Source organism: Pectobacterium hainanensis, from assembly GCF_046237015.1.
Taxonomy (GTDB): Bacteria; Pseudomonadota; Gammaproteobacteria; order Enterobacterales; family Enterobacteriaceae; genus JBJYIN01.
The window spans coordinates 52,742-76,965 of sequence record NZ_JBJYIN010000012.1 but is presented as its reverse complement, the minus strand read 5'-3'; the positions used below and the strand labels follow the sequence as shown (position 1 = coordinate 76,965).

Genomic DNA, 24,224 nt, shown 5'->3' with positions numbered 1-24,224 from the left:
CTCGATGACTGATTTACTCGATTTGGCATTGCAGCGTCGGTTATTGAGGCCACTGGATAGGCAATTTGCCCGACTGCTGGCGGATAATGAGCATCCCCATTTATTGCTGGCGGCAGCTTGCCTGAGTGCACAGTCTGGCGCAGGACATGTCTGTTTACCGCTGGATAAGCTGTCCCCGCAGGCGTTATTCGCTGGCAGAGATGATGAGTTAGCACAGCGGATGTGGTCGCTGATAGGGCATCCGGATACGGATGAGTGGCGGCAGCGGTTATTGGCATCGGAAGCCGTCAGCGATGGTAGTTTGCCTACACCATTGGTATTGCAACAGGATCGGTTGTATTTGCAGCGCAACTGGCAAAGTGAGGGGCGTGTCGCGGCGTTTATCACCAGTAAACATCAGTCGTTAATCAATCATGAACCACAAGTTCGTACTGTGCTGGATAGCCTGTTTCCGGCGGTGGACGATGCTGTTGATTGGCAGAAAATTGCGGCCGCAGTGGCGTTAACCCGCCGTATTGCCATTATTTCCGGTGGGCCGGGAACGGGAAAAACGACGACTGTTGCCAGGCTGCTGGCTGCGCTGATTCAGTTGGAAAGTGATCGGCCAGCATTACGTATTCAGTTGGCTGCCCCGACGGGTAAGGCGGCCGCCAGATTAACTGAGTCACTGGGGGGCGTATTAAGTCGCCTGTCGTTGAGCGACGCCGATCGCCTCGCTTTCCCGCAGGAGGCGACGACATTACACCGTTTGTTGGGGGCGGTACCCAACAGTCAACGTTTGCGTCATCATCGGGGAAACCCATTGCACCTGGATGTGTTAGTCGTGGATGAGGCTTCGATGGTTGATTTGCCCATGATGGCTAATCTGATTGAGGCGCTGCCAGAGCATGCCAGACTTATCTTGCTGGGCGACCGCGATCAACTTGCTTCGGTGGAAGCCGGGGCGGTGCTGGGCGATATTTGTCGTTTTGCTGAAACAGGATATAGCCGGAATCGCGTCCAGCAGCTACATCGGTTAACTGGCTATCTCTTGGATGAGGCGAGCGCGGAAAATAATGCTACCGTTGGCGACGGCATTTGCTTGTTGCGCAGAAGCTATCGTTTCGATCAACATTCCGGGATTGGTCAATTGGCATTGGCGGTCAATAGCGGTGACGATCGGCGTGTACGTGCGGTATTGGATGACGATTTTACCGATATTTCCTGTCATCCACTGGTAAATACGGACGACTACCAACGTATTCTGGATCAGTGCGTTGACGGGTATCGTGATTATTTACAGCTTATCGCTGCTGGAACTGGGCCAGTTGCCGTACTGTCGGCATTTCAGCGTTATCGCCAATTGTGCGCCCTGCGTGAGGGGCCGTTTGGCGTATCAGGGTTGAATCAGCGTATTGAACTGGCGTTGCATAAAGCGGGGCTGATTCGTCGGCATCACAATATGCTGAATCGCTGGTATGTTGGCCGTCCGGTGATGATTGAGCGGAATGATGCGGTTCTGGGGTTGTTTAACGGCGACATTGGTATTGCGCTAATGAATGAAAAAGACGAATTGCGCGTTTATTTTCAATTACCAGATGGAAAACTGAAGGCCGTCGCACCCAGTCGTTTGCCCCCTCATGAAACAGCCTATGCGATGACGGTACATAAATCGCAGGGTTCTGAATTTGAGCACACCTCACTGGTACTGCCGAATCATTATTTGCCCGTGCTAACGAGAGAGTTGGTGTATACCGCTGTTACTCGTGCCCGCCAGCGTTTATCGCTGTATACGGAGAGGCAAATTCTGTACCGTGCAGTAAAAACACCGACCCAGAGACACAGTGGATTGGTGGAACGGATAGAGATGATGTTTTCTTCTGACGACGATAATGAACCTGTTTGCTAGCGTTGTGTTAGCTGGTATGCGTTAGCGAACGTGAAAGTCAGGCTGATTCTCGTTCAATCAGTGAAAACCCAATGTCAACAATGGCATCTGCAATCGGCTTACTTTCAATTTTGTCTGCCAACATCGTGGCGGCATCTCTACCTATTTTCCAACGATCCACTCTGACTGTGGTGATCGACGGTGTATTGTGTTCAGCAAAGTTCAGATCGCCAAAGCCGATGACTGCTAGCTTTCCCGGTACATTCAAGCCTCTTGATTCCGCCTCCATAATGGCTCCCTGAGCAAGAGTATCTGAGCTACAAATAATGGCGTCAAATCTATTGCCATGCGAGAGCAGATCGCTCAATCCTTGGCGGCCCAGTGCCAGTGTCGCTGGCAGGGGAAGTGTAATTTCCTGAATGTGGCAATCAGGGTGATGTTGCACAATTTCATAAATTCCGGTTTTTCTTTGTCCGGCTCTCCGATCTTCTGTCCATAGTAGACCAAATTGTCGATGGCCTTTATTTAACAGGTAGTTGCCAATGGTGTTGCCAATTTTTTCGTGAGAAAACCCAACCAGCATATCAAGTGGTGTTGGCGTTAAATCCCAGATTTCAACGATGGGAAGGTTGGCATTGAGAATAATCTTTTTGAGTGTGGGAGAATGATGGATCCCCGTAAGAACAATGCCATCAGGACGACGAGAGAGAATTGTCGTGACAATATCGGCTTCTGATTCATGCGTATAACCGGCAACGCACAGCAGCATATGGTAACCACGAGTTGCCAGTTCATCACTAATCGCCTGAATGGTATCAACAAACATACCATTATTGATTTGTGGAACGATGACCGCGATAAGTTTGCTGCGTTTTGAAGCCAGCCCGCCCGCTAACATGTTAGGAATGTAACCTGTCGCACGGACCGCCTCCATCACCCGGGTCACGGTTTCCGCTCGAACAATCTTGGGATTATTTAACGCTCTGCTGACGGTCATCGGCGAAAGCCCTGCGGCTCTGGCTACATCTTCCAGTGTGGGAGCGCGTACCGGGCTAGTCATGGTGTTTTTGTCGTTTTTCACTCGGTTTATGCCCTCAGTCTTCCAGGTTTCCTGTGTATCAGATTATCGTTGAAGTGACGTATTTTCCAAACATGATTATTCATAAGACGAAGGTATACCGGCATTGCGACTTTGTATTTATGTACGCGTCCTTTTATGTGAGTTTTCTTTGGTATTGGCGGTTTGCATAAAATGGTTGCGTTATCATTGTTGTTTTTGATGAGTGATTTCATTGTTTTTATTGTGGCTATTTTTTCTTTTTTAGCGCAATAAAGATTAATTTGTGATCTGTTTTGCATCTTTGAGCTCTTTTTGTGTTCATTTTACTTTGGTTGATTGATTATGTTTGCGCAATCATTTTTAAAGGAGAAGGACCAATGACTCTCAGTGCGAACTCAGATGCTGTCAGCTATGCGAAAACGACGAATGTTAAAACGGCCGCCGAGACAGGCGATCGGATTGAATGGGTAAAAATCTCTCTGGCCTTCCTGCCATTAGCAACACCAGTGAGTGACGCCAAGGTTTTGACCGGACGGCAAAAACCGCTGACCGAAGTCGCCATTATTTTTGCTGAAATACGTAGCCGGGATGGGTTTGAGGGTGTGGGTTTCAGTTATTCAAAACGTGCAGGTGGGCAGGGTATTTACGCTCATGCCAAAGAAATTGCAGATAATCTTATTGGTGAAGACCCCAACGATATCGATAAAATTTATACCAAGCTGCTATGGGCCGGGGCATCTGTCGGTCGTAGCGGTATGGCTGTACAGGCGATTTCCCCCATTGATATTGCGCTATGGGATATGAAAGCCAAGCGTGCGGGTTTGCCACTGGCGAAACTGTTGGGGTCCCATCGTGACTCCGTACAGTGCTACAACACGTCTGGCGGTTTTTTGCATACGCCATTAGAACAAGTGTTAAAAAATGTGGTGATTTCTCGTGAGAGCGGCATTGGCGGGATAAAACTGAAAGTTGGTCAACCGAATACGGCAGAGGATATCCGTCGACTGACTGCGGTACGTGAAGCGTTGGGAGACGACTTCCCATTGATGGTGGATGCGAATCAGCAATGGGATCGTGAAACGGCGATTCGTATGGGGCGGAAAATGGAGGCGTTTAACCTCATTTGGATTGAAGAACCGCTTGATGCTTACGATGTAGAAGGGCATGCGGCATTGGCGGCGGCGCTGGATACGCCGATTGCGACGGGGGAAATGCTGACCAGTTTCCGTGAACATGAGCAACTGATTCTTGGGAACGCCAGTGATTTTGTGCAGCCTGATGCGCCACGCGTCGGAGGGATTTCGCCTTTCCTGAAAATTATGGATTTAGCTGCAAAACATGGTCGCAAACTCGCACCACATTTTGCCATGGAAGTGCATTTGCATTTGGCGGCGGCTTACCCGATTGAACCCTGGCTGGAACATTTTGAATGGTTAAACCCACTCTTTAATGAACAACTGGAGTTACGTGATGGCCGTATGTGGGTTTCCGACCGTTTAGGGCTTGGTTTTACACTGAGCGAACAAGCAAGAAAATGGACGGCATTGACTTGCGAGTTTGGTAAACACCCCTGATAGACTCGCGATACTTTGCGTTGTCTGTGCATTGGATGGTCAAATGTGTTGCCGACAGATTTGACCTTCGCTTGCCGTGTGACAAGTCATATGAATGCGTCTTGCTCTGGCGCGGCAACGATTTGCGTTATTCAATGCGATAACGTTTATCCTGAGACTTGAATTATTTCGCGAATGGTCACGTGGTTACTCTTTATTTTATTAGCCACGTTAATTAGCTGTACACCTACTTAATCTAATTAAATGCAACCCTATTTGACGGGAGTTGTTTGTCATGACTATATTAAAAAAACGAACAAATGTTCGATATACGATATTAGTGTTTCTTTTTTTAGCAACTGTTTTTAATTATGCAGATCGGGCAACACTTTCTGTTGTTGCCCCTTTTATGAGTAAAGAATTAGGCTTTGACCCAGAGGTCATGGGGATGGCATTTTCTGCTTTTGGTATTTCCTATGTCATTATGCAAATACCAGGTGGATTATTGCTCGACCGATTTGGTTCCCGTTTGGTTTATGGTGTGGCTTTGATCGCCTGGTCGATTGTGACGATGTTCCAGGGAACGATCTATCTGTTTTCTTCACCGCTCATGGCGCTTATTTTCCTGCGTTTATTAATGGGGGCTATTGAGGCACCAGCATTCCCTGCCAATAGTCGCCTCAGTGTGCAATGGTTTCCAAACAAAGAAAGGGGATTTGTCACATCAGTTTACCAAGCGGCTCAATATATTTCCCTGGGTATCGTGACACCATTAATGACAATTATTTTACATAATTTAAGTTGGCACTATGTGTTTTATTATATTGGTGCCATTGGTGTAGTACTTGGGATATTTTGGTTCATCTATGTTCAGGAACCATTTAAAAGTAAGAAGATCAACCAGGAAGAAATCGATTATATTTCTGCCGGTGGTGGGGAACCTCATCTTGGTGTGAATAAAAAGAAAGATAAAATTACGTTTTCACAAATTAAATCTGTCTGCGTTAATCGTATGATGATCGGTGTTTATATCGGCCAGTTTTGTGTGACGTCTATTACCTGGTTTTTTCTGACCTGGTTTCCGACCTACCTATATCAGGCAAAAGGAATGTCAATCTTGAAGGTGGGGTTAGTTGCCTCAATTCCTGCCATTGCGGGTTTTATTGGTGGGTTAATCGGCGGGATCTTCTCTGATTATTTATTGCGGCGCGGCTATAGCCTGACCCTGTCACGTAAACTTCCGATTGTGTGCGGCATGTTGCTATCTTGTACGATTGTTACGGCCAACTATACCACTTCTGAAGTGGTGGTTATTGGTGCGATGAGCCTGGCATTTTTTGCGAAAGGATTTGGCAATCTGGGATGGTGTGTATTAAGCGATACTTCGCCAAAAGAAGTATTAGGTATTGCAGGTGGTGTTTTTAACATGTGTGGCAACATGGCCAGTATTATTACCCCTTTGGTTATTGGCTTTATTTTGTCATCCACACAGTCGTTTGATTACGCCATTTTATATGTGGGATCGATGGGCGCAATTGGTCTTGTTGCCTATTTATTTATCGTCGGACCGTTAGAACGTATCAAAATCGAGTCGGGGTCGTCAGCACCATAACATCGGGTAATTAGTGTCTTGTTGACACATTGCTGTTCCGCAGATTTGCACTCCTCCGGAACAGCTTTTTTTATGCTTATTAATACGCTAGCGCCACACCTCTCGACTATTTGACTAAGTCCAGCACCAAAATTTTTGAGCGACGCTGATAGTTGTATAGCGCCTGCTTTTTCTTCGGCAGCATTTCTACTTCAGCCAGTAAGAACCCGCGCTCCTGGAACCAATGGATGCTGTGGGTCGTCAGAACAAATAGCTTATGTAACCCTTGCTGGCGAGCCTGTGCCGCGATTCTTTGCAGCAGCATGTCGCCGCGTGAAGAACTGCGATAGTCCGGGTGAACGGCAACGCAGGCCATTTCACCAATGCTTTCTTCCGGGAAAGGATAAAGAGCTGCACAGGCGATGGTCAGGTTGTCGCGCACAACGACGGTAAACTTGTCGATTTCTATTTCCAACTGTTCGCGGGAACGTCTGACCAATATTCCTTGCTGTTCCAACGGGCGAATCAGTTCCAGAATGCCGCCGATATCGTTAATCGTCGCTCGCCGTACCTGCTCGGCGCTTTCCATGACGATTTGTGTCCCGATACCATCACGAGAAAACAGTTCTTGTAGTAAGGCTCCATCATCCTGATAGCTAATCAGATGGCTGCGCCGTACTCCGCTGCGGCAGGCTTTCACCGCCCCGCGTAAAAAACGCACGGTGCCGGAGTGATAGTCACCACTGGCTTCCAGTGTTTCCACACGCCGTTGGGCATCATCGGGAAAAAGCTCAGAAATAATGTTGCCTTCCTCGTTGATCACACCTTGTGAGGAACAAAAACCAATCATCTTTTCTGCTTTCAGTTTGATGGCCAGTTGTGTCGCAACTTCTTCCGAGGTCAGGTTGAAACTTTCACCCGTGACGGAAACGGCAACGGGGCCTAACAGGACAATCGCTCCACTGTTTAACTGGCGGTGCAGCGCTTCTTCATCGATTCGGCGAATGCGGCCACTGTGGCAGTAGTCCACACCATCGTCGACGCCAAGTGGTTGGGCGATAACAAAGTTGCCGCTCACCACGTTGATATGTGCCCCTTGTAGCGGCGTATTATTCAGGCTCATTGATAACCGTGCGGTGATGTCTAGCTGCAACATACCTGCGGCCTGTTTAACCAGTTCCAGCGTAACGTTATCCGTGATACGGGTGTTTTTATGGTAATGGGGCTCGTAGTGATGAGTTGTCAGATTCGCATCGATCTGCGGGCGGGCACCGTACACCACAACCAGTTTGATCCCCAGACTATGTAGTAGCCCGATATCATTGACAATGTTAGCGAAGTTTTCATGTTCGATGGCTTCTCCGCCCAACATGATGACAAACGTTTTGCCACGATGGGCATTAATATAAGGAACTGAATGACGAAAGCCTTGAACCAGTTCTGTACTACGTTCCTTCACTGTGAGCCCTCTTTGCATTTTTATTCGTAATTTTTGTATTTTTATTCTTTATGAGGCAAAAGGCAAGGGGTAAGTAGCTACGCCGAAATTTTAGTGACAAATTCAGCATTCACCCTGCTTTCAGCTCATGTCAGCAATGGTGTTTAGGTGTAAATAGGCGCATTTCTCAAGTTAGTCGAATCGCTCTATCATTCACACGTTGGTCATCCGGCCGCTGACGGTCGTACCGCGCATTTCACTCCGGTGATAATGGGAAAAGAGGAAAGGAAGTTGTTTTCTTCTGTTCGCTAGAAATAAAGATATAAAACATAAACATGATTTTTGCATGACAGCACAGGGGAGATTCGTTAAAGTTTTTGATAATTTTCTTATTTTGCTTTTGGCAATGACACAGTAATCAGACCGGAGTTGCATGTCTCATTCGAATCACAACCTGACTCGGCGGCGCTTATTGCAAAGCGCAGCAGCAACTTGGCTGTTAAGTGTGAGTGGCGTAGGGCTGGCGGCAACGGTGCAGGTCATCGCGGTGCGCGTCTGGCCTTCCTCTTCCTATACCCGCGTTACGCTGGAATCTAACCGTGTATTGAAATACAAGCAGTTTGCCCTCAGTGACCCAAATCGTATTGTGGTGGATATTGAAGGTATCCATCTAAACAGCGTATTGAAGAATATTTCTGCTCAGTTTCAGCAAAACGATCCATTGATTAAAGAAGCTCGTATCGGCCAATTTGATAAAAATACCGTGCGGTTGGTATTGGAACTGAAGCAGAACGCCAGTGCCAAATTGTTTACTTTGGATCCGGTGGCTGAATTCAAGCATCGTCTGGTGATGGATCTTTATCCTGACGCAGGTAAGTACGATAACGAAGAAGACCCATTGCTGGCGTTGTTGGAAGATTACAATAAGGGCGATCTGGAGCGGACATTGCCAGCAGAGGCGCCTAAAGCAGGGAAGGCCGGTCGAGATCGTCCGTTGATTATTATGCTGGATCCTGGCCACGGTGGAGAGGATCCCGGTGCGATTGGTAAAAACAAGACGCGTGAAAAAGACATTGTTTTGCAGATTGCCCGGCGATTACGCACGCTGATCGATCGTGAATCCAATATGAAATCCTATATGACTCGTAATGAGGATGTGTTTATCCCATTACGTGTACGTGTGGCGAAAGCCCGTAAGCAGCGAGCCGATCTGTTTATCTCTATTCATGCGGATGCGTTCACCAATCGTTCCGCCAGAGGATCGTCGGTATTTGCCTTATCGAAAAAAGGGGCAACCAGCACAGCGGCTAACTTTTTGGCACAAACGCAGAACGAGTCGGATTTGATTGGTGGTGTGAGTATGAGTGGCGATCGCTATCTTGACCATACCATGTTTGATCTGGTGCAGACGGTTACCATTAGCGATAGTTTGAAATTTGGTCAGGAAATTCTGACCAGATTAGGCAAAGTAAACCGCTTGCATAAAAACAGTGTCGATCAGGCGGGTTTTGCGGTATTGAAAGCGCCGGATATCCCTTCCGTACTGGTGGAGACGGCATTTATCAGCAATCTTGAAGAAGAACGAAAGTTACGAACCAGCCATTTTCAACAGCAGATTGCCGAATCCATTTTAGCAGGCATCAAGGCCTACTTTGCCAGTCCATCAAAACGATAAATCGTGTGTTAAGAAAGCCGCGATGCGCAGCCAGAGCGGTAATCCGGATGATGGCTGAGGGTTGAGAGCAAATAAAAGCCATAAAAAAAGCACCCTTCAAGGTGCTTAATTATCGATAATCAATTGGTTGCGGGGGCCAGATTTGAACTGACGACCTTCGGGTTATGAGCCCGACGAGCTACCGGGCTGCTCCACCCCGCGTCCGTCTTGATATCTTGTCTTCTGATGGCTAACACACATCAGTAATTGGTTGCGGGGGCCAGATTTGAACTGACGACCTTCGGGTTATGAGCCCGACGAGCTACCGGGCTGCTCCACCCCGCGTCCGTGGATGCGCACTATACTCCCCATGAGCGTCTATGCAACCTATTTCTGCAAAAAGTACGGTAATGTTGGTGTGGATGCTGAACTTAACAGCAAATGGCCTGTTTTTTAAACACAATGCCGATTTATACGAGGTGTTGCGTTTCTTTCTCTATAGGTGTTTGTTATCGTTCGATAGTGGATTTATTTGATGTCAAAAGTGAGCGCAACGAAGATGAAAGGATGTTGGGGTAAATATGTGCTGATCGGTCTGGTGATAGCAGTTTTAGCTGGCTGTGAGTCCAAACCGACCGACCGAGGGCAGCAATATAAAGATGGACACCTCAACCAGCCTTTGGAATTAGTGAATGAGCCTAATGCCAAGGGAAAACCAGTCAATGCGCGCGATTTTATCACGCAAGTTTCAGAAATCAGGTCGGCTTCCCCTGGCCTTTATACCCGTAATACGCATATTTTTCAGGCTATTGAAAACTGGATGATGGCCGGTGCGGATACGCGCCAATTGAGCAAGTTTGGCTTGGGTGCCTGGCAGATGGAAGGCGTCGACAATTTCGGTAACGTTCAGTTCACTGGTTACTATACGCCGGTGGTGCAAGCCCGTTATACCCGTCAGGGCGAGTTCCGGTATCCACTTTATGCTATGCCGTCACGCGGTAAGAAAAATCGGCGACTGCCGGATCGTGCGGCTATTTATTCTGGCGCATTGGATGAGCGTTTGGTTCTGGCATGGAGTAATTCGTTGGTGGATAACTTTATGATGGAAGTGCAGGGAAGTGCCTATATTGATTTCGGCGATGGGCGACCACTCACGTTCTTTGGTTATGCGGGGAAAAATGGTCATGCTTATCGCAGTATTGGCAAAGTGCTGATCGATCGTGGCGAAGTTGCCCGTGAAGATATGTCGATGCAGGCCATCCGCAAGTGGACAGAACAGCATAGTGAATATGAAGTTCGCGAATTACTGGAGCAAAATCCCTCTTTTGTGTTCTTTAAACCGATGATGGCAGCCCCGGTCAAGGGAGCCAGTGCTGTACCGCTAGTGGCGAAAGCGTCTGTCGCTTCTGACCGCTCGCTAATTCCGGCAGGAACCGCTTTACTGGCTGAAGTGCCATTGTTGGATAATGAAGGCAAATTTACAGGCCGGTATGAAATGCGTTTAATGATTGCGCTGGATGTTGGCGGGGCCATTAAAGGACAGCATTTTGATATCTATCAGGGGATAGGTCATGAGGCTGGACATGCTGCCGGTTTTTATAATCACTATGGTCGCGTATGGGTATTAAAAGATAAACTGAGTGCAAATGATAATAATGCTGGTTCATTTTTCGCCAGCAATGCCCAAAATTAACCCTGTATTGTTTAATCCATCAGACGTGGTTAACGAGTCTAACCACTTCTGATGGGAACTTGAATTACGAACCTTGCTGATTATTCTTTAATCTTTTGCTTTTTCTCGCTAAGTAAATCGATTTAATTTTCTTTGAAAAAAATCACTACCCGGTAATATTTCATTCGAACTTATATTAAGGTGTGACAATATATTTCTTGAGTCTTATTGTCTGGTTTTGGGTATAGACAAGAGGTTAAGTTAATTTTTTGCAGCGCTTAATTTGTTCGTTGCTATTTTTTTATCATAAAATAATGATGACGGGGAATGATGATGAAAGTAAAAATATTGACTGCGGCCTTGGCTTCTTTAATAAGCATTAATGCCCTGGCAGTAACGATTGACTATCGGCATGAATTTAAAGATACGGCTAAAGCCGATCATAAAGATCGTCTGCTTATTTCGAATCGTTTCGCCAATGGCTTTGGGTTATCTCTTGAGGCCAAATGGGGACAGCATGGCAATGACACTACGCCAAATAAACCATTTAATGAAAGTGTGAGTAATGGTACAGAAGTTATCGCCAGCTATTTATATAAAATAAATGATACTTTTTCATTAGAGCCTGGGTTCTCTCTGGATTCAACATCAAATTCCAATAACTATCGCCCATATTTACGCGGTAAGGCCAATATTACTAATGATCTCTCAGTCAGTTTACGTTATCGCCCTTACTATAAACGTAATAGTAATAATATTGGTAAAACGGATCCAACGTCAGAGAATGGTTATAATCTGACAACGGTTGTCAGCTATAGCTTCCTGAAAGATTTTCAGGCTGATTATGAACTGGATTATCAAAAAGCCAATTCGGCAGGCGTGAAATTAGCGGATAATGAGAACTACAGTATTGTTCATGATTTTAAAGTCTCTTATAAATGGGATAAAAACTGGCGACCTTATGTTGCATTGGGAAATACGCCAGAGTCTAAATCTACTGATAATCGCCAAACGCGTTACCGCGTTGGTGTTCAGTATAGTTTCTGACTTATGAAAATAATGTCAGTGTTAAAAACAGACTTTAAATGGTTTAAATTTAAATAAAACGATAAATGAGGCCTAGGGATGGGCCAAGTCAATTCATAGGCAACTTGAAGTATTACGGGTATAAATGGCATGCGTTGTTGGGTGGATGTAGTGCGGGTTTAGCGCTATCCTGAGGCGTTTTGTTTTTCTTAAGCTAAAGGTTGGATGCAATGGGGTCGCAATTATCTGAAGCCTATTTACAGCGTTTCGGCGGCACTGCCCGGTTATATGGTCAGCAAGCGCTGACGCTGTTTTCTCAGGTCCACGTGTGCGTGATTGGTATTGGCGGAGTAGGGTCATGGGCGGCAGAGGCGCTGGCTCGCACCGGTATTGGCGCGATTACCCTGATCGATATGGATGATGTGTGTGTCAGTAATACCAACCGACAGATTCATGCGCTGCGCCAACATACCGGACAGGCAAAAACAGACGTGATGGCAGAGCGCATTCTGGCGATTAATCCGGAATGCAACGTCACCTGCATCGACGATTTTATCAGCGCTGAAAATGTCGCTGAATTACTCGATCGTCGTTTTAGCTATGTTATTGATGCCATTGATAGCGTACGTCCGAAGGCCGCACTGTTATCGTATTGCCGCCGCCATAAAATTCCGGTTGTCACAACGGGAGGCGCGGGGGGACAGATTGACCCGACGCGGATTGAGGTTGTCGATTTGGCGAAAACCATTCAGGATCCGTTGGCAGCTAAGTTGCGTGAGCGGTTGAAACGTGATTTTAACGTGGTGAAAAACAGCAAGGGAAAACTAGGGATTGATTGCGTGTTTTCCAGTGAGCCTTTGGTTTATCCGCAGCCAGATGGTTCGGTATGTGCTTCCCGTAACATGGCCGAAGGGACCATGCGTATGGATTGTGCTTCGGGTTTTGGTGCCGCGACAATGGTAACGGCAACCTTTGGTTTTGTGGCGGTGTCCCATGTGCTGAAAAAGATGATGGGCAAAATGCAACGCGAAGCCGCGAATATGTCGAGGTAAACGTTTTACCGAAGCGATGGTTTTACTGAAACGATGGTTTTGCTGAAGCTGCAACATGTTCAGCAATTGTCTGGATTCTGGTAGCCAGTGCGGCCAGTCCGCTGGCGCGTGAAGCACTTAGCTGAGCGCGCAGCCCCAGCGTATCAAAGAGGGCTAGTGGATCTTCCTGTAATAATATTTCAGCCGTTTTCCCTTCTACCGCTGTAAGCAAGATTGCCAGCAGACCCCGAACAATGCGTCCATCGCTGTCGCCATAAAAATGCAGCGAACCATCTTCCTGACATTGATAGCCTAACCACACCTGATTTTCACAGCCTGATAATGACAGTGTGTCGTTTTTTAACGCCTCCGGCAAAGCTGGTAACGCTTTTGCCAGTAAAATCAATTGCCGATAACGTTCTTCCCATGAGCGGCAGGTATCGAAACGTGCTTGTAGATCCGTTATTTGGATTTGGTGGCCAAAAGGATGAATCGTGGTAGGCGTAACCGTCATGATGTGTATCCGTTAATCCGCAAGAAGTTCAAGAGCGAGTCTGGTTGCTGTGATGAGCGACGTGACATCCTGCTCGTTGTTATAAGGCGCAAAAGAGGCGCGCAACGTTCCACTGACGCCTAATGCTTCCATCAATGGCTGGGCGCAGTGATGGCCTGCTCGTAGCGCAATACCACTCTCCGCTAGCAGTGTGACCAAATCGCTGTGATGAACGCCTACAAACTCAAATGACAGAATGCTGGCGTCAGTGCAGCGAAAGCTACGAAAACCAGGGAACTGTTGAGCAAACTGCATTTCTGCCTGAGCCGCCAGATTCTGGCTATGCCGTTCAGCGCCTTGCCAATCCAATCGGGATAACCAGTCAATTGCCGCCGAGAGGCCTAGTACACCGGCGATATGCGGCGTGCCTGCTTCAAAACGATGAGGAATGGACTGCGGTGTGAAACCGTCAAAAGAGACTTGAGTCATCATCTTGCCGCCGCCGTGCCAAGGCTCCATTTGCTCCAGCAGGGCAATTTTGCCGTATAGCACGCCTAACCCCGTTGGCGCATACAATTTATGTCCTGAGAACGCGTAAAAATCGATATCCAAAGCGCGAACGTCAGGAGGACAGTGCACCATTCCCTGTGCTCCGTCTACGACGACGATGGCACCGTATTGATGAGCCAGTTGGATCGCCTTTGCCAAATTAGGTCGTCCCCCCGTCACGTTTGACATGTGGCTCAGCGCTAACACGCGGGTTTTGGCCGTTAACAGACTGGCAAGCTGTTCAATATCAGGTAGCCAATCTGTGCCTATCGGGAGTTTTATCACGCGAGCGCCAGTTTGTTTTGCCACCATCAGCCAGGGGATTAAATTCGCGTGATGTTCTGTTTCGCTGACAATAATTTCGTCGCCCGGTTGCAGACGAGGACGGGCATAGCTTTGGGCTACCAGATTTATCGCTTCCGTCGCGCCTTTTGTCCAGACAATCGCACGGGGATCGTCGGTATTCAGCAGGGCGGCAACCTGTTCCCGAGCATGTTCAAATTGTTGTGTCAGAGCTTGTGCTGCCTGATGCTGGCTGCGATGAACCGTGCCATTTCCCGTACGATAAAACTGTTGTACGGCATCAATGACGCACTGAGGTTTTAAGGCCGTGGCTGCACTGTCCAAATAGGCCGTGGCATGTTTCAGTGCGGGGAATTGTTGGCGAAACGATGTGGCGTTAAACGGTGTCATGATCATCCTCTTTTGAGGTGTCAGATCCTGTCTCATTTTGTCGGGGGAAACAAGTTTAGGACGATGCCTAATGCCACTTTAATGGAAAAAAACAGGAACCTTGCTACGCTTTAAACTGTTAAGTTTCAGGATTTCCTGATGTATAAGGTCAATCAAAAGACATTTTAATTCACCTGGAGTTAACTATGAAGAATAAAATCTCTATTTTTGCCGCCATTATCATGGCTTTTTCTCTGACTGCCTGTTCAAGTAACTACGTCATGCATACCAATGATGGGCGCTCGATTATCGCAGAAGGTAAACCCAAGGTGGATGACGAAACTGGCATGATCAGCTATACCGATGCGTATGGTCACCAGCAGCAAATCAACCGTGATAATGTGAAGGAAATGGTTGAAGCGAAGTAATGATTATTACTGTGATAAAAAAAGCACCGCAATTGCGGTGCTACATATGAAATCACTATGGACAGACAGGGTAAATGTTCAGGAAGTGAATTTAGGTAGACTCGCTACCGTGTCTGAAAAGGCAGACAATAAATAGCAAACACAACATCACAACCACAAGCCAAAAGCACCTCAGGTTAACCCTCCGCACTTTTCGTTCCGGCTCAGGAAGTTGGCTTAATATAGGTATTTGCTGGTAGATCCTCAACGGACAATTTATAATGCCTCGGATTATAAAAACTAATACCACTGCGATGCTTCAGGCCGTGTGCAAATCGTTCAAAATGGCGATATTTTATCCTGTGATTTGAAGCATGACGGGTATTGATAAATGCAGATATCGACGGCGTTACTCATCGATCAATAAAAGAATTTTATTCATGTCAAAACGTCTGCCACCACTTAATGCTTTGCGTGTATTTGATACCGCTGCTCGTTATCTAAGCTTTACCCGAGCGGCGGAAGAATTGTTCGTGACTCAGGCTGCGGTGAGCCACCAGATAAAATCTCTGGAGGATTTTCTGGGGCTTAAATTATTTCGTCGCCGTAATCGTTCTCTGCTTCTGACAGAAGAAGGCCAAAGTTATTATCTTGATATAAAAGAAATCTTCTCATCACTTAATGAAGCGACACGGAAGCTGCAATCGCGCAGTGCGAAAGGCGCGTTGACGGTCAGTTTGCCTCCGAGTTTTGCCATTCATTGGCTGGTGCCACGATTATCGAGCTTTAACTCAGACTATCCCGGTATTGATGTACGAATTCAGGCTGTTGATCGGGATGAAGATCGGTTGTCGGACGATGTTGATGTTGCCATTTTCTATGGTCGTGGCAATTGGCCTGGGTTACGGGTAGAGAAATTGTATGCTGAATATCTCTTACCCGTTTGCTCGCCCCTGTTGTTGACTGGCGATCATCCACTGAAAACACCAGGTGATCTGGTGGCTCATACGTTGTTACATGATGCCTCGCGCCGCGACTGGTTAGCCTATACGCGTCAGTTGGGGATACAGATTAATGTGCAGCAGGGGCCGATTTTCAGTCATAGCGCGATGGTGTTACAGGCGGCTATTCACGGGCAAGGGGTCGCGTTGGCAAACAATGTGATGGCGCAAACCGAGCTGGAAGCGGGTCGTTTGGTCTGCCCGTTTAACGATGTTTTAGTCAGTAAAAATGCTTTTTATCTGGTATGTCATGACAGCCAAGCGGAACTGGGTAAAATAGCCGCCTTTCGGCACTGGATCCTGTCGCGAACGGCCAGCGAGCAGGAAAAATTCCGTTTCCGCTATGACAACAGTACGCACTGAGGCGAAATGTGTCTCAGATTCATAACCGATTCAATTGGATAATAACGATGAATAGTCGTTTCATGCTGGTGTTTTCTGCCGTCAGCGGCTTTGTTTTTGTCGCACTGGGCGCTTTTGGGAGCCATGTCTTAAGTAAAACGCTGGGAGCGACCGAACTTGCCTGGTTACATACCGGGTTAGAGTATCAGGCATTTCATACATTGGCGATTCTGGCGCTGTCTATCGCCATGTATCAGCGTACCAATCTCTGGTTTTACTGGAGTAGCGTTTTTCTGGCGTTGGGAACCGTGTTGTTCAGCGGAAGTTTGTATTGTCTGGCGCTGTCACACCTGAAACTTTGGGTTTACATCACGCCAATTGGCGGCTTCTGTTTTCTGGTGGGTTGGCTGTTAATGTTAGTTGGCGCATTGCGTCTGAAGAGAAAGGCTGAACGCCATGAATAAAGTTATTTTGTACTGTCGTCCGGGATTTGAAAAAGAGTGTGCGGCAGAGATAACGGATAAGGCAACGCATCACAATGCCTATGGCTTTGCCAGGGTTAAAGAGAATAGCGGCTATGTGATTTTTGAATGTTACCAGCATGAGGATGCGGATCGACTGATAAAGGAATTGCCGTTTCATGAGCTGATTTTTGCCCGTCAGATGTTTGTCTGCGGTGAGTTATTACGCGATCTGCCGCCGGAAGACCGTATTACCCCGATTGTTGGCATGTTGACGGGGGCGGTCGAGCGAGCGGGTGAGCTACGTGTTGAAGTCCCCGACACCAATGAAAGCAAAGAGCTGATGAAATTCTGTCGCAAGTTTACCGTGCCTTTGCGTGCGGCATTGCGTGAAAATCATATCCTGCTGGGACATGAGAAGGCAGATCGGCCAGTGGTTCATGTGCTATTTATTGCGCCGGGTTGTTGTTATGTTGGGTATTCCTACAGCTTCAACCATTCGCCGTTCTATATGGGTATTCCACGTCTGAAGTTTCCATCAGATGCCCCGAGTCGTTCTACCTTAAAGTTGGAGGAAGCGTTTCACGTTTTCATTCCTGCTGATGAATGGGATGAACGATTAGGCAGTGGCATGTATGCGGTTGATCTCGGGGCTTGTCCCGGTGGATGGACTTATCAACTGGTGAAACGCAGCATGATGGTTCATGCCGTGGATAACGGCCCGATGGCACCCAGTTTGATGGATACCGGACAGGTTATGCATCATCAGGCCGATGGTTTCCGTTTTGAACCACCGCGTAATAACGTTTACTGGCTGGTTTGTGACATGGTGGAAAAACCGGCCAAAGTAACCAGTCTGATTGCCGACTGGCTGGTCAAAGGCTGGTGTCGTGAAGCCATCTTTAATCTGAAATTACCCATGAAAAAGCGTTATGAGGAAGTGTCGCAGAATTTGGCGTTACTTAATGCTCGTCTGGCTGAAAATGGTATTAATGCGGAAGTTCATGCTAAACAGCTGTACCACGATCGTGAAGAAGTCACTGTCCACGCACGGCGCTTTTGGGCCGCGGTGCCGGGGCGACGCGACGAGCGTTAGGTGATTGAGAGGTATGCTATACGCCCCTCTCTTTCTTGATGTATTGGTTCATTGGGCTGTTTGTGGCACCTCTACGTTGATATGTAGAGTATCGTAGCGCCAGTATTCAAAATCACAGTCGATAATGCGGTTATGCTGATCGCGATTGATACGAGTAATGAATAGCGCCGGATTATTTTCGCTGGTTTTTAGCGCCTGTGCCGCAAGGGCTGGAAAGGTGGTAGGCAGCATGCCGAACCAGACTTTGCCGTAGCGAATGTCATAACGCCGAAGGTAGAGCTCGGTTAATGACTGCGTAAGATCTTCCTGCAATATGCCAGGGAAATACGCAGGATTCAGGTAATGCTCGACATACAGCACCGCCCGACCATCGATGCGCCTGACCCGTCGAATGCAGTAAACGCGGGTGTTTGATTCCAGCCCAAGGTGTTGCCCAATGTTGAGTGGTGTGCCGATTTCACTGGCTTCCAATACCTGAGTGGTGGGCCGACGACCTTGCTCGTGAGCCATCGCGTGGAAGTGACTGCGTTTGAGCGGATTATAATTTAGGCGTGGGGGGCTGACAAACCAGCCTCGACGCTCCTCCCGATAGATTTTGCCCTGAGACTCCAATTGCCCTAGCGCTTCACGTAGCGTAATGCGTGTTGTGGCGAAGCGTGCGCTGAGAATGCGCTCTGCTGGCAAGCGATCGTTATGTCCTAGCGTCCCTTGTTCTAACCAACCAGCGATAGCCTGGCTAATCGCGGTGACAGTGGTTCCTCGCGATGTTGCCGTTTTATGCACCACAGCCGTTCTACGTGCAATTTTGCTGCTGTTATCGGTGTCGTTTTCTGAACATCCTTTTTCTGCCATTTTTCTCGTCATGTTGAGTGAATATGCACTAGCGAGTGGATTGGCTACAGAACCTAACAAAAAAAACAGGCGGAGGATACCGTCATAAAACAGTCATAGGTCTTCGGTAAATTGGCGATGTGTTGCTGGACTAGACCAGTAATCCTATTCCTCCCATTAATCGGAGCATTACATATTATGAAACGATTGTTTGTATCTGTTTTGGCAAGTGCATTAGCGCTGGCTAGCCAGCATGCACTGGCTGATAACGCCGATTTAGCCGCATTACAACAGGCTGCTCAGAAAGAAGGACAGGTCAACAGTGTCGGAATGCCGGACTCCTGGGCAAACTGGAAGGGAACCTGGCAAGATCTGTCTGAGAAGTATGGTCTGAAGCACAGCGATACGGATATGAGCTCGGCGCAGGAAATTGCTAAGTTCAAAGCAGAAAAAAATAACGCCAGCGCAGATATTGGTGATGTAGGCGCATCGTTTGGGCCGATAGCGGTAGAGCAGGGCGTCACCCAGCCGTATAAGCCAACGACCTGGCAGCAAGTGCCTGACTGGGCTAAAGATAAAGATGGTCATTGGGCTCTGGCCTATACCGGCACCATCGCCTTTATCGTCAACAAAGATGTGGTCAAGAATGTGCCGCACAGTTGGGCAGATTTGCTCAAGGGTGATTACCGAGTGAATGTCGGTGATGTGGGTACCGCTGCGCAAGCGGTAAACGGTGTACTGGCTGCCACGTATGCTTTGGGGGGGAATGAAAAAGATCTTAAGCCGGGACTGGCATTCTTCCGTAAGTTGGCAGAAGCGGGTCGTTTAGGGCTGAACAACCCGACAATTGCCAATCTTGAGAAAGGTGAAATTGAAGTCGGTATCATCTGGGACTTTAACGGTCTTAATTATCGCGATCAGATCGACCCGAAACGTTTTGAAGTATTGATCCCTTCTGACGGCTCGATTACCTCCGGTTACACCACGATTATCAATAAATATGCCAAAAACCCGAATGCCGCCAAACTGGCGCGAGAATACATCTTTTCTGATGCAGGCCAGCTCAATCTGGCGCGCGGTTATGCCCGTCCGATTCGTGTTGAGCATCTGACTTTGCCGGAAGATGTGAAAACTAAACTGTTGCCGATCGAACAGTATAAAAACGCGCATCCGATCGCCGACCCGGCAGCCTGGGAGCAAAGTGCCAAACAACTTCCACGTCTGTGGCAGGAAAACGTCATTTTGGCGATGAAACAGTAATGTGGGAGGCGAAATGAAAACGATGCTGGTCGTGCTGGATGGGTTGAGTTATCCGGTCGCTGAAGTGGCGATGGGATATCTGCTGGCTGAGTGTGCCGCAGGAACGGGTAGGCTATATCAACTGGAATGTGAGTTGCCTTCGCTATCCCGTCCTCTGTACGAATGCATTCTCACGGGTGTACCACCGGTGCGTAGCGGCGTAGTACACAACGACGTTTGTCGGTTATCCAATCAGCGCAGCATCTTTCATTACGCCAGATCAGCGGGTCTGCGTACCGCGGCGGCAGCCTATCATTGGGTGTCTGAACTGTATAATGGCGCACCGTTCGATCCGGTGCGCGATCGTCATACATTGGCACCGGAATTACCTATCCAATACGGTCATTTTTACCATGCCGATCATTATCCAGACTCTCATCTGTTTGAAGATGCCGAAAGCCTGCGATTACGTTATGACCCGGATTTTCTGTTGATACATCCGATGAATATTGATGATGCCGGACATCGTTGGGGGCTGTCATCACGTGAATACCGCAACAGCGCTCGCGCCGCCGATGGACTGTTGTCTCGCTATCTCCCCGGATGGTTGGCAGAGGGGTGGCAGGTATTGGTAACGGCGGATCACGGTATGAATGATGATCACAGCCACGGTGGTACGTTACAGGAAGAGCGTCAGGTGCCATTATTCGTCTTCGGTCCATGTTTTAGCCTGTCATCAGCCGCTCCGAAACAGATCGAACTGTGTGGTACCGTGTGTGAGATTTTGGGTGTTGAGCACGACAAACCGTTGTGCCGGGAATTGCTGGCATGAAACGCAAAACACAAAAGGCGTGGGCGGCGTTGGTCATGCTACCGTTCGTCGTGGTCTTCTTCGCTTTCCAGATCGCACCTCTGTTATGGATGGCGATCCATAGCTTTTACAGCGAAATGACGGGGTGGGGGTGGGATAACTATCGTGAGATTGTGTCTTCGCCGTTCTACCAGCAGGCTATCGCTTTCTCGCTATATATTACCTTCTGGTCCAGCGTATTTGGGCTCCTGGTCGCGTTAATCGGGAGTTACTCTCTGCACTGCCTTGGGCAGGGAAAATTGCATGACTGGATGATGTCATTCACCAATATGACCAGTAATTTTAGCGGAGTACCGCTGGCCTTCGCTTTCATCATTTTGCTAGGGGCGAATGGCAGTATTACGTTGTTATTGCGTCAAGCCGGATTGCTGGGCGATTTTTCCATCTATTCGAAAGGTGGTCTGGTACTGATCTATACCTATTTTCAGATCCCGCTCGGTGTGATGCTGCTTTATCCTGCTTTTGACTCCCTGCGCGAAGATTGGCGCGAATCCGCTGCTTTGCTGGGGGCTGGCACTCTGCGTTACTGGCGCTATATCGCTTTACCGGTATTGATGCCAGCGCTGGCTGGTACGTTTGTCATCCTGCTTGCCAACGCGCTGGGCGCTTATGCCACTCTCTACGCACTGACCGGTGGTAATTTTAACGCCATTCCTATTCGTATTTCTGCGTTGGTTGCTGGCGATCTATTCCTGGATCCGAATATGGCAAGTGCGCTAGGCATGTTGCTGGTGGCGCTAATGGTGTTGATTACATTGGTACACCAACGCGTTGTTAAACGCGGCTACCGTAAGTTGTAAGGGTAACGCTGTCGTACATCATCAAGAGGAACAGAAGTAATGACGCAACTCGCGCGCCGCTACCATCAGAGCGTGGTTATCCTGATGGGAGTGATTCTGCTGTTGCCACTGGCGGCGACGTTGATATACGCCTTTTCCAGTCAGTGGGGAGCAACCATTTTGCCCGATGGTTTTAGTTTGCAGTGGATGCTGAGATTGTGGCAGGACGAGCGCTTTCTGACCGCACTCGGTCATTCTCTATTGATCTGTTTTAGTGCGCTATTACTGGCGCTAGTTCTCGTGTTGCCGCTGATGTTTGTGATTGCTTACTATTTCCCGCGTTTGGATGCGGTAATGAACATTTTGATTTTATTGCCTTTTGCGGTGCCGCCTATTGTTTCATCGGTTGGCCTGCTGCAAATCTATTCTGATGGGCCACTGCCGCTGACCGGAACCCCCTGGATTTTGATTGGTTGCTATTTCACGGTTGCGTTGCCGTTTATCTATCGCGCGGTCACTAACAATATGCAAGCCATCCGGCTACGCGATCTAATGGATGCCGCTCAGTTGCTTGGAGCCAGTCCTTGTGGCGCTGCGTTGAGTGTCGTGCTGCCTAATTTACGCAAAGGGTGCATGGTGGCGCTGTTGCTGTCGTTTTCTTTTCTTATCGGTGAATTTGTATTCGCCAACCTGCTGGTGGGGAGTCGCTTTGAAACCTTGCAGGTTTATCTCTACAACATGCGTACTGAAAGCGGCCATTTCACCAGTGCTCTGGTGATCTCCTACTTTATGGTTGTGTTGACACTGACCCTGGTAGCCAATGCCCTTAACCGGAAAAAAGAGTGACGCCATGTCTTATCTGAACGTACAGCAGTTAAATAAACATTACGGTTCTACGCAGGTATTTGAAAATATTAATTTTAGTGCTGACGAAGGTGAGTTTGTCACTTTACTTGGCCCGAGTGGATGCGGAAAGTCGACGTTGCTGCGTTGTCTGGCAGGGTTAGCCGATGTGGATAGTGGACAAATCGTGTTGGGCGATCAGGATCTGACATTACTGCCACCTCAGCAACGCGGTATCGGTATGGTATTTCAAAGCTATGCGTTGTTTCCCAATATGACGGTGGCGGATAACGTCGCTTTTGGATTGAAAATGCTGAGGTTGCCCGTACAGGAGCGGCGTACGCGTCTGGAGCAGGTTTTAGAACTGGTTGAACTGCGTTCGTATGCCGAGCGTTTTCCCCATCAGCTTTCAGGTGGCCAATGCCAACGGGTGGCGCTGGCGCGTTCGTTGGTGACTAGGCCGCGTTTGTTGCTGTTGGATGAGCCGCTATCTGCGCTGGATGCGCGGATCCGCAAGCATCTTCGTGAGCAAATTCGTCGTATTCAGCAGGAACTGAAGTTGACCGCCATCTTTGTCACCCATGATCAAGAAGAGGCCTTGACCATGTCGGATCGCGTGGTGCTCATGAACAATGGCCGTATCGTTCAGCATGGTTCTGCTGAAATGCTCTATAGCCGGCCAGTGAATGCTTTTGCTGCCGGGTTTATCGGTAATTACAATCTATTGAGTGCTGAGCAGGCGATGCGCCTCACAGGAATGAGCTATCACGAACAAGTGGCTGTGCGGCCTGAATCCATTCTTTTGTTACCGGAAGGTCAGGGGATTGCGGCGACGGTGATCGCTCACCGCTTGTTGGGTAATGTCATCCGTTATCGAGTGCAGGCGCGGGAGGTTGAACTGTGGGTTGATGTGCTGAACCGATCGGTTGCCGAGCGGTATCCTGACGGTTGTCAGGTCGGTCTGCAACTGGATGTCGATACGCTGTGTGAGGTGGCATGAAACTTGCGCTGTTTGACCTGGACGATACGTTGATTGAGGGGGATTGTGCCAGCCTGTGGGGGCAGTATATGCAACGATTGGGCTGGGTGACCGATCCGCAGTTTTTACTCACCGAGCAAACATTGATGCAGCAGTATGCTGAAGGCGTGCTATTGATGGACGACTACATGCGTTTTACGTTGGTGCCGCTGATTGGCCGTAAACCGGAAGATGTGGCGGAGAGCGTGGCGCACTTTATCGATGACATGATCCGACCCGCCATTCGGCCTGCCGCAGAGCAGCGAGTACGAGAGCACCGTGAGCGAGGCGATCGTCTGATCGTTGTCTCGGCTTCTGGTCGTCATCTGGTCGAGCCTATTAGTCGCTGTTTTGGTATCGAAGAGACGCTCAGCATTGATCTTGCCGTAAAGGAGGGACGTTATACCGGATTGACTCAGGGCACGATGACGTTTCGTGAGGGAAAGGTGACGCGCCTTGGACAATTGTTGGGAGACGAAAAAGATCGGTTGCTGGATAGCGCCAGTTTTTATTCTGACTCAGCCAATGATTTGCCATTGTTACAACGGGTAGGATTTCCCTATGTGGTCAACCCTGACCCTGTTTTGTTACAACACGCCCAGCGGGCAGGGTGGCCGGTGCTCAATTGGTAGATATACCCGTCATACTTCAAGTTGCTTGTGCGTTGGCAATACTGGGCTCATCTCTGAGCCTCGCCCTGAAGGGCCGCCGTAAACGGCGTTCAAATTGG

The 24,224-nt window shown here is 48.4% G+C and carries 22 protein-coding genes and 2 tRNA genes; 17 read left to right on the top strand and 7 right to left on the bottom strand.

The window, feature by feature from the left end:
- Positions 1-4 precede the first annotated feature (4 nt).
- Positions 5-1,888, top strand: coding sequence for an exodeoxyribonuclease V subunit alpha (gene recD / locus ACKPVM_RS13455; protein ID WP_409309793.1), 1,884 nt, complete (start codon positions 5-7; stop codon positions 1,886-1,888).
- Between the two features lie 37 nt (positions 1,889-1,925).
- Here recD and ACKPVM_RS13450 read toward each other — a convergent pair whose 3' ends face one another.
- A complete protein-coding gene (locus ACKPVM_RS13450; protein WP_409309791.1) occupies positions 1,926-2,927 on the bottom strand; it encodes a LacI family DNA-binding transcriptional regulator in 1,002 nt (333 codons plus the stop codon).
- Between the two features lie 377 nt (positions 2,928-3,304).
- On the opposite strand from ACKPVM_RS13450, the gene ACKPVM_RS13445 reads away from it, so the two are divergent.
- On the top strand, positions 3,305-4,501 hold the full coding sequence (locus tag ACKPVM_RS13445; protein ID WP_409309693.1) for an L-talarate/galactarate dehydratase: 1,197 nt from the start codon (positions 3,305-3,307) through the stop codon (positions 4,499-4,501).
- 274 nt (positions 4,502-4,775) lie between these two features.
- A complete protein-coding gene (locus ACKPVM_RS13440) occupies positions 4,776-6,092 on the top strand; it encodes an MFS transporter (RefSeq protein ID WP_409309692.1) in 1,317 nt (438 codons plus the stop codon).
- A 106-nt stretch (positions 6,093-6,198) separates the two neighbouring features.
- Here ACKPVM_RS13440 and argA read toward each other — a convergent pair whose 3' ends face one another.
- On the bottom strand, positions 6,199-7,530 hold the full coding sequence (gene argA / locus ACKPVM_RS13435) for an amino-acid N-acetyltransferase (protein ID WP_409309690.1): 1,332 nt from the start codon (positions 7,528-7,530) through the stop codon (positions 6,199-6,201).
- Between the two features lie 412 nt (positions 7,531-7,942).
- Here argA and amiC point away from each other — a divergent pair, with 412 nt between their 5' ends.
- Positions 7,943-9,184 carry an N-acetylmuramoyl-L-alanine amidase AmiC gene (amiC, locus tag ACKPVM_RS13430; protein WP_409309688.1) on the top strand — a complete coding sequence of 414 codons (1,242 nt, stop codon included), beginning with the start codon at positions 7,943-7,945 and terminating at the stop codon, positions 9,182-9,184.
- A gap of 124 nt (positions 9,185-9,308) precedes the next feature.
- Here amiC and ACKPVM_RS13425 read toward each other — a convergent pair.
- A tRNA-Met gene (locus ACKPVM_RS13425) sits at positions 9,309-9,385 on the bottom strand.
- Between the two features lie 46 nt (positions 9,386-9,431).
- Positions 9,432-9,508: transfer RNA gene (locus ACKPVM_RS13420), tRNA-Met, on the bottom strand.
- 214 nt (positions 9,509-9,722) lie between these two features.
- Between ACKPVM_RS13420 and mltA the strand changes: the two genes are divergently transcribed.
- The 3 genes from mltA (at position 9,723) to tcdA (ending at position 12,913) form a co-directional block, all read left to right on the top strand.
- Complete coding sequence (gene mltA, locus ACKPVM_RS13415) at positions 9,723-10,856, top strand: murein transglycosylase A (RefSeq protein WP_409309789.1); 1,134 nt, start codon at positions 9,723-9,725, stop codon at positions 10,854-10,856.
- A 312-nt stretch (positions 10,857-11,168) separates the two neighbouring features.
- On the top strand, positions 11,169-11,882 hold the full coding sequence (locus tag ACKPVM_RS13410; protein ID WP_409309788.1) for an oligogalacturonate-specific porin KdgM family protein: 714 nt from the start codon (positions 11,169-11,171) through the stop codon (positions 11,880-11,882).
- A gap of 209 nt (positions 11,883-12,091) precedes the next feature.
- Positions 12,092-12,913 carry a tRNA cyclic N6-threonylcarbamoyladenosine(37) synthase TcdA gene (tcdA, locus tag ACKPVM_RS13405; RefSeq protein WP_409309686.1) on the top strand — a complete coding sequence of 274 codons (822 nt, stop codon included), beginning with the start codon at positions 12,092-12,094 and terminating at the stop codon, positions 12,911-12,913.
- Positions 12,914-12,935: 22 nt separating this feature from the next.
- Here tcdA and csdE read toward each other — a convergent pair whose 3' ends face one another.
- On the bottom strand, positions 12,936-13,406 hold the full coding sequence (csdE, locus tag ACKPVM_RS13400; protein ID WP_409309684.1) for a cysteine desulfurase sulfur acceptor subunit CsdE: 471 nt from the start codon (positions 13,404-13,406) through the stop codon (positions 12,936-12,938).
- Between the two features lie 12 nt (positions 13,407-13,418).
- Positions 13,419-14,627, bottom strand: coding sequence for a cysteine desulfurase CsdA (csdA, locus tag ACKPVM_RS13395; protein ID WP_409309682.1), 1,209 nt, complete (start codon positions 14,625-14,627; stop codon positions 13,419-13,421).
- 185 nt (positions 14,628-14,812) lie between these two features.
- Between csdA and ACKPVM_RS13390 the strand changes: the two genes are divergently transcribed.
- From ACKPVM_RS13390 to rlmM, 4 genes are all read left to right on the top strand, one after another.
- Positions 14,813-15,034, top strand: a complete 222-nt coding sequence (locus ACKPVM_RS13390) for a YgdI/YgdR family lipoprotein (RefSeq protein WP_409309680.1) — start codon at positions 14,813-14,815, stop codon at positions 15,032-15,034.
- A 419-nt stretch (positions 15,035-15,453) separates the two neighbouring features.
- The gene (locus ACKPVM_RS13385; protein WP_409309678.1) at positions 15,454-16,377 is read left to right on the top strand and encodes a transcriptional regulator GcvA; all 924 of its coding nucleotides are present in this window, start codon (positions 15,454-15,456) and stop codon (positions 16,375-16,377) included.
- A 47-nt stretch (positions 16,378-16,424) separates the two neighbouring features.
- Positions 16,425-16,820 (top strand): DUF423 domain-containing protein, encoded by a 396-nt coding sequence (locus tag ACKPVM_RS13380; RefSeq protein ID WP_409309676.1) that lies wholly within the window; start codon positions 16,425-16,427, stop codon positions 16,818-16,820.
- Complete coding sequence (rlmM, locus tag ACKPVM_RS13375) at positions 16,813-17,913, top strand: 23S rRNA (cytidine(2498)-2'-O)-methyltransferase RlmM (protein WP_409309674.1); 1,101 nt, start codon at positions 16,813-16,815, stop codon at positions 17,911-17,913. Before ACKPVM_RS13380 ends, rlmM begins: the two co-directional genes overlap by 8 nt.
- 48 nt (positions 17,914-17,961) lie before the next feature.
- Here the strand turns inward: rlmM and ACKPVM_RS13370 are convergent, their stop codons facing one another.
- Positions 17,962-18,765, bottom strand: coding sequence for a UTRA domain-containing protein (locus tag ACKPVM_RS13370; protein WP_409309673.1), 804 nt, complete (start codon positions 18,763-18,765; stop codon positions 17,962-17,964).
- A gap of 177 nt (positions 18,766-18,942) precedes the next feature.
- On the opposite strand from ACKPVM_RS13370, the gene ACKPVM_RS13365 reads away from it, so the two are divergent.
- From ACKPVM_RS13365 to ACKPVM_RS13340, 6 genes are read left to right on the top strand one after another with little or no spacing between them, the layout of a single operon-like run.
- Complete coding sequence (locus tag ACKPVM_RS13365; protein WP_409309671.1) at positions 18,943-20,004, top strand: ABC transporter substrate-binding protein; 1,062 nt, start codon at positions 18,943-18,945, stop codon at positions 20,002-20,004.
- Positions 20,005-20,017: 13 nt separating this feature from the next.
- Positions 20,018-20,815, top strand: coding sequence for an alkaline phosphatase family protein (locus ACKPVM_RS13360; RefSeq protein WP_409309669.1), 798 nt, complete (start codon positions 20,018-20,020; stop codon positions 20,813-20,815).
- Positions 20,812-21,654 (top strand): ABC transporter permease, encoded by an 843-nt coding sequence (locus ACKPVM_RS13355; RefSeq protein ID WP_409309667.1) that lies wholly within the window; start codon positions 20,812-20,814, stop codon positions 21,652-21,654. Before ACKPVM_RS13360 ends, ACKPVM_RS13355 begins: the two co-directional genes overlap by 4 nt.
- 39 nt (positions 21,655-21,693) lie before the next feature.
- Positions 21,694-22,479: an ABC transporter permease gene (locus ACKPVM_RS13350; protein WP_409309666.1), complete on the top strand. Its 786-nt coding sequence runs from the start codon at positions 21,694-21,696 to the stop codon at positions 22,477-22,479.
- Between the two features lie 4 nt (positions 22,480-22,483).
- Positions 22,484-23,476, top strand: a complete 993-nt coding sequence (locus tag ACKPVM_RS13345; RefSeq protein WP_409309664.1) for an ABC transporter ATP-binding protein — start codon at positions 22,484-22,486, stop codon at positions 23,474-23,476.
- Complete coding sequence (locus ACKPVM_RS13340; RefSeq protein WP_409309662.1) at positions 23,473-24,126, top strand: HAD family hydrolase; 654 nt, start codon at positions 23,473-23,475, stop codon at positions 24,124-24,126. Before ACKPVM_RS13345 ends, ACKPVM_RS13340 begins: the two co-directional genes overlap by 4 nt.
- Positions 24,127-24,224 lie beyond the last annotated feature (98 nt).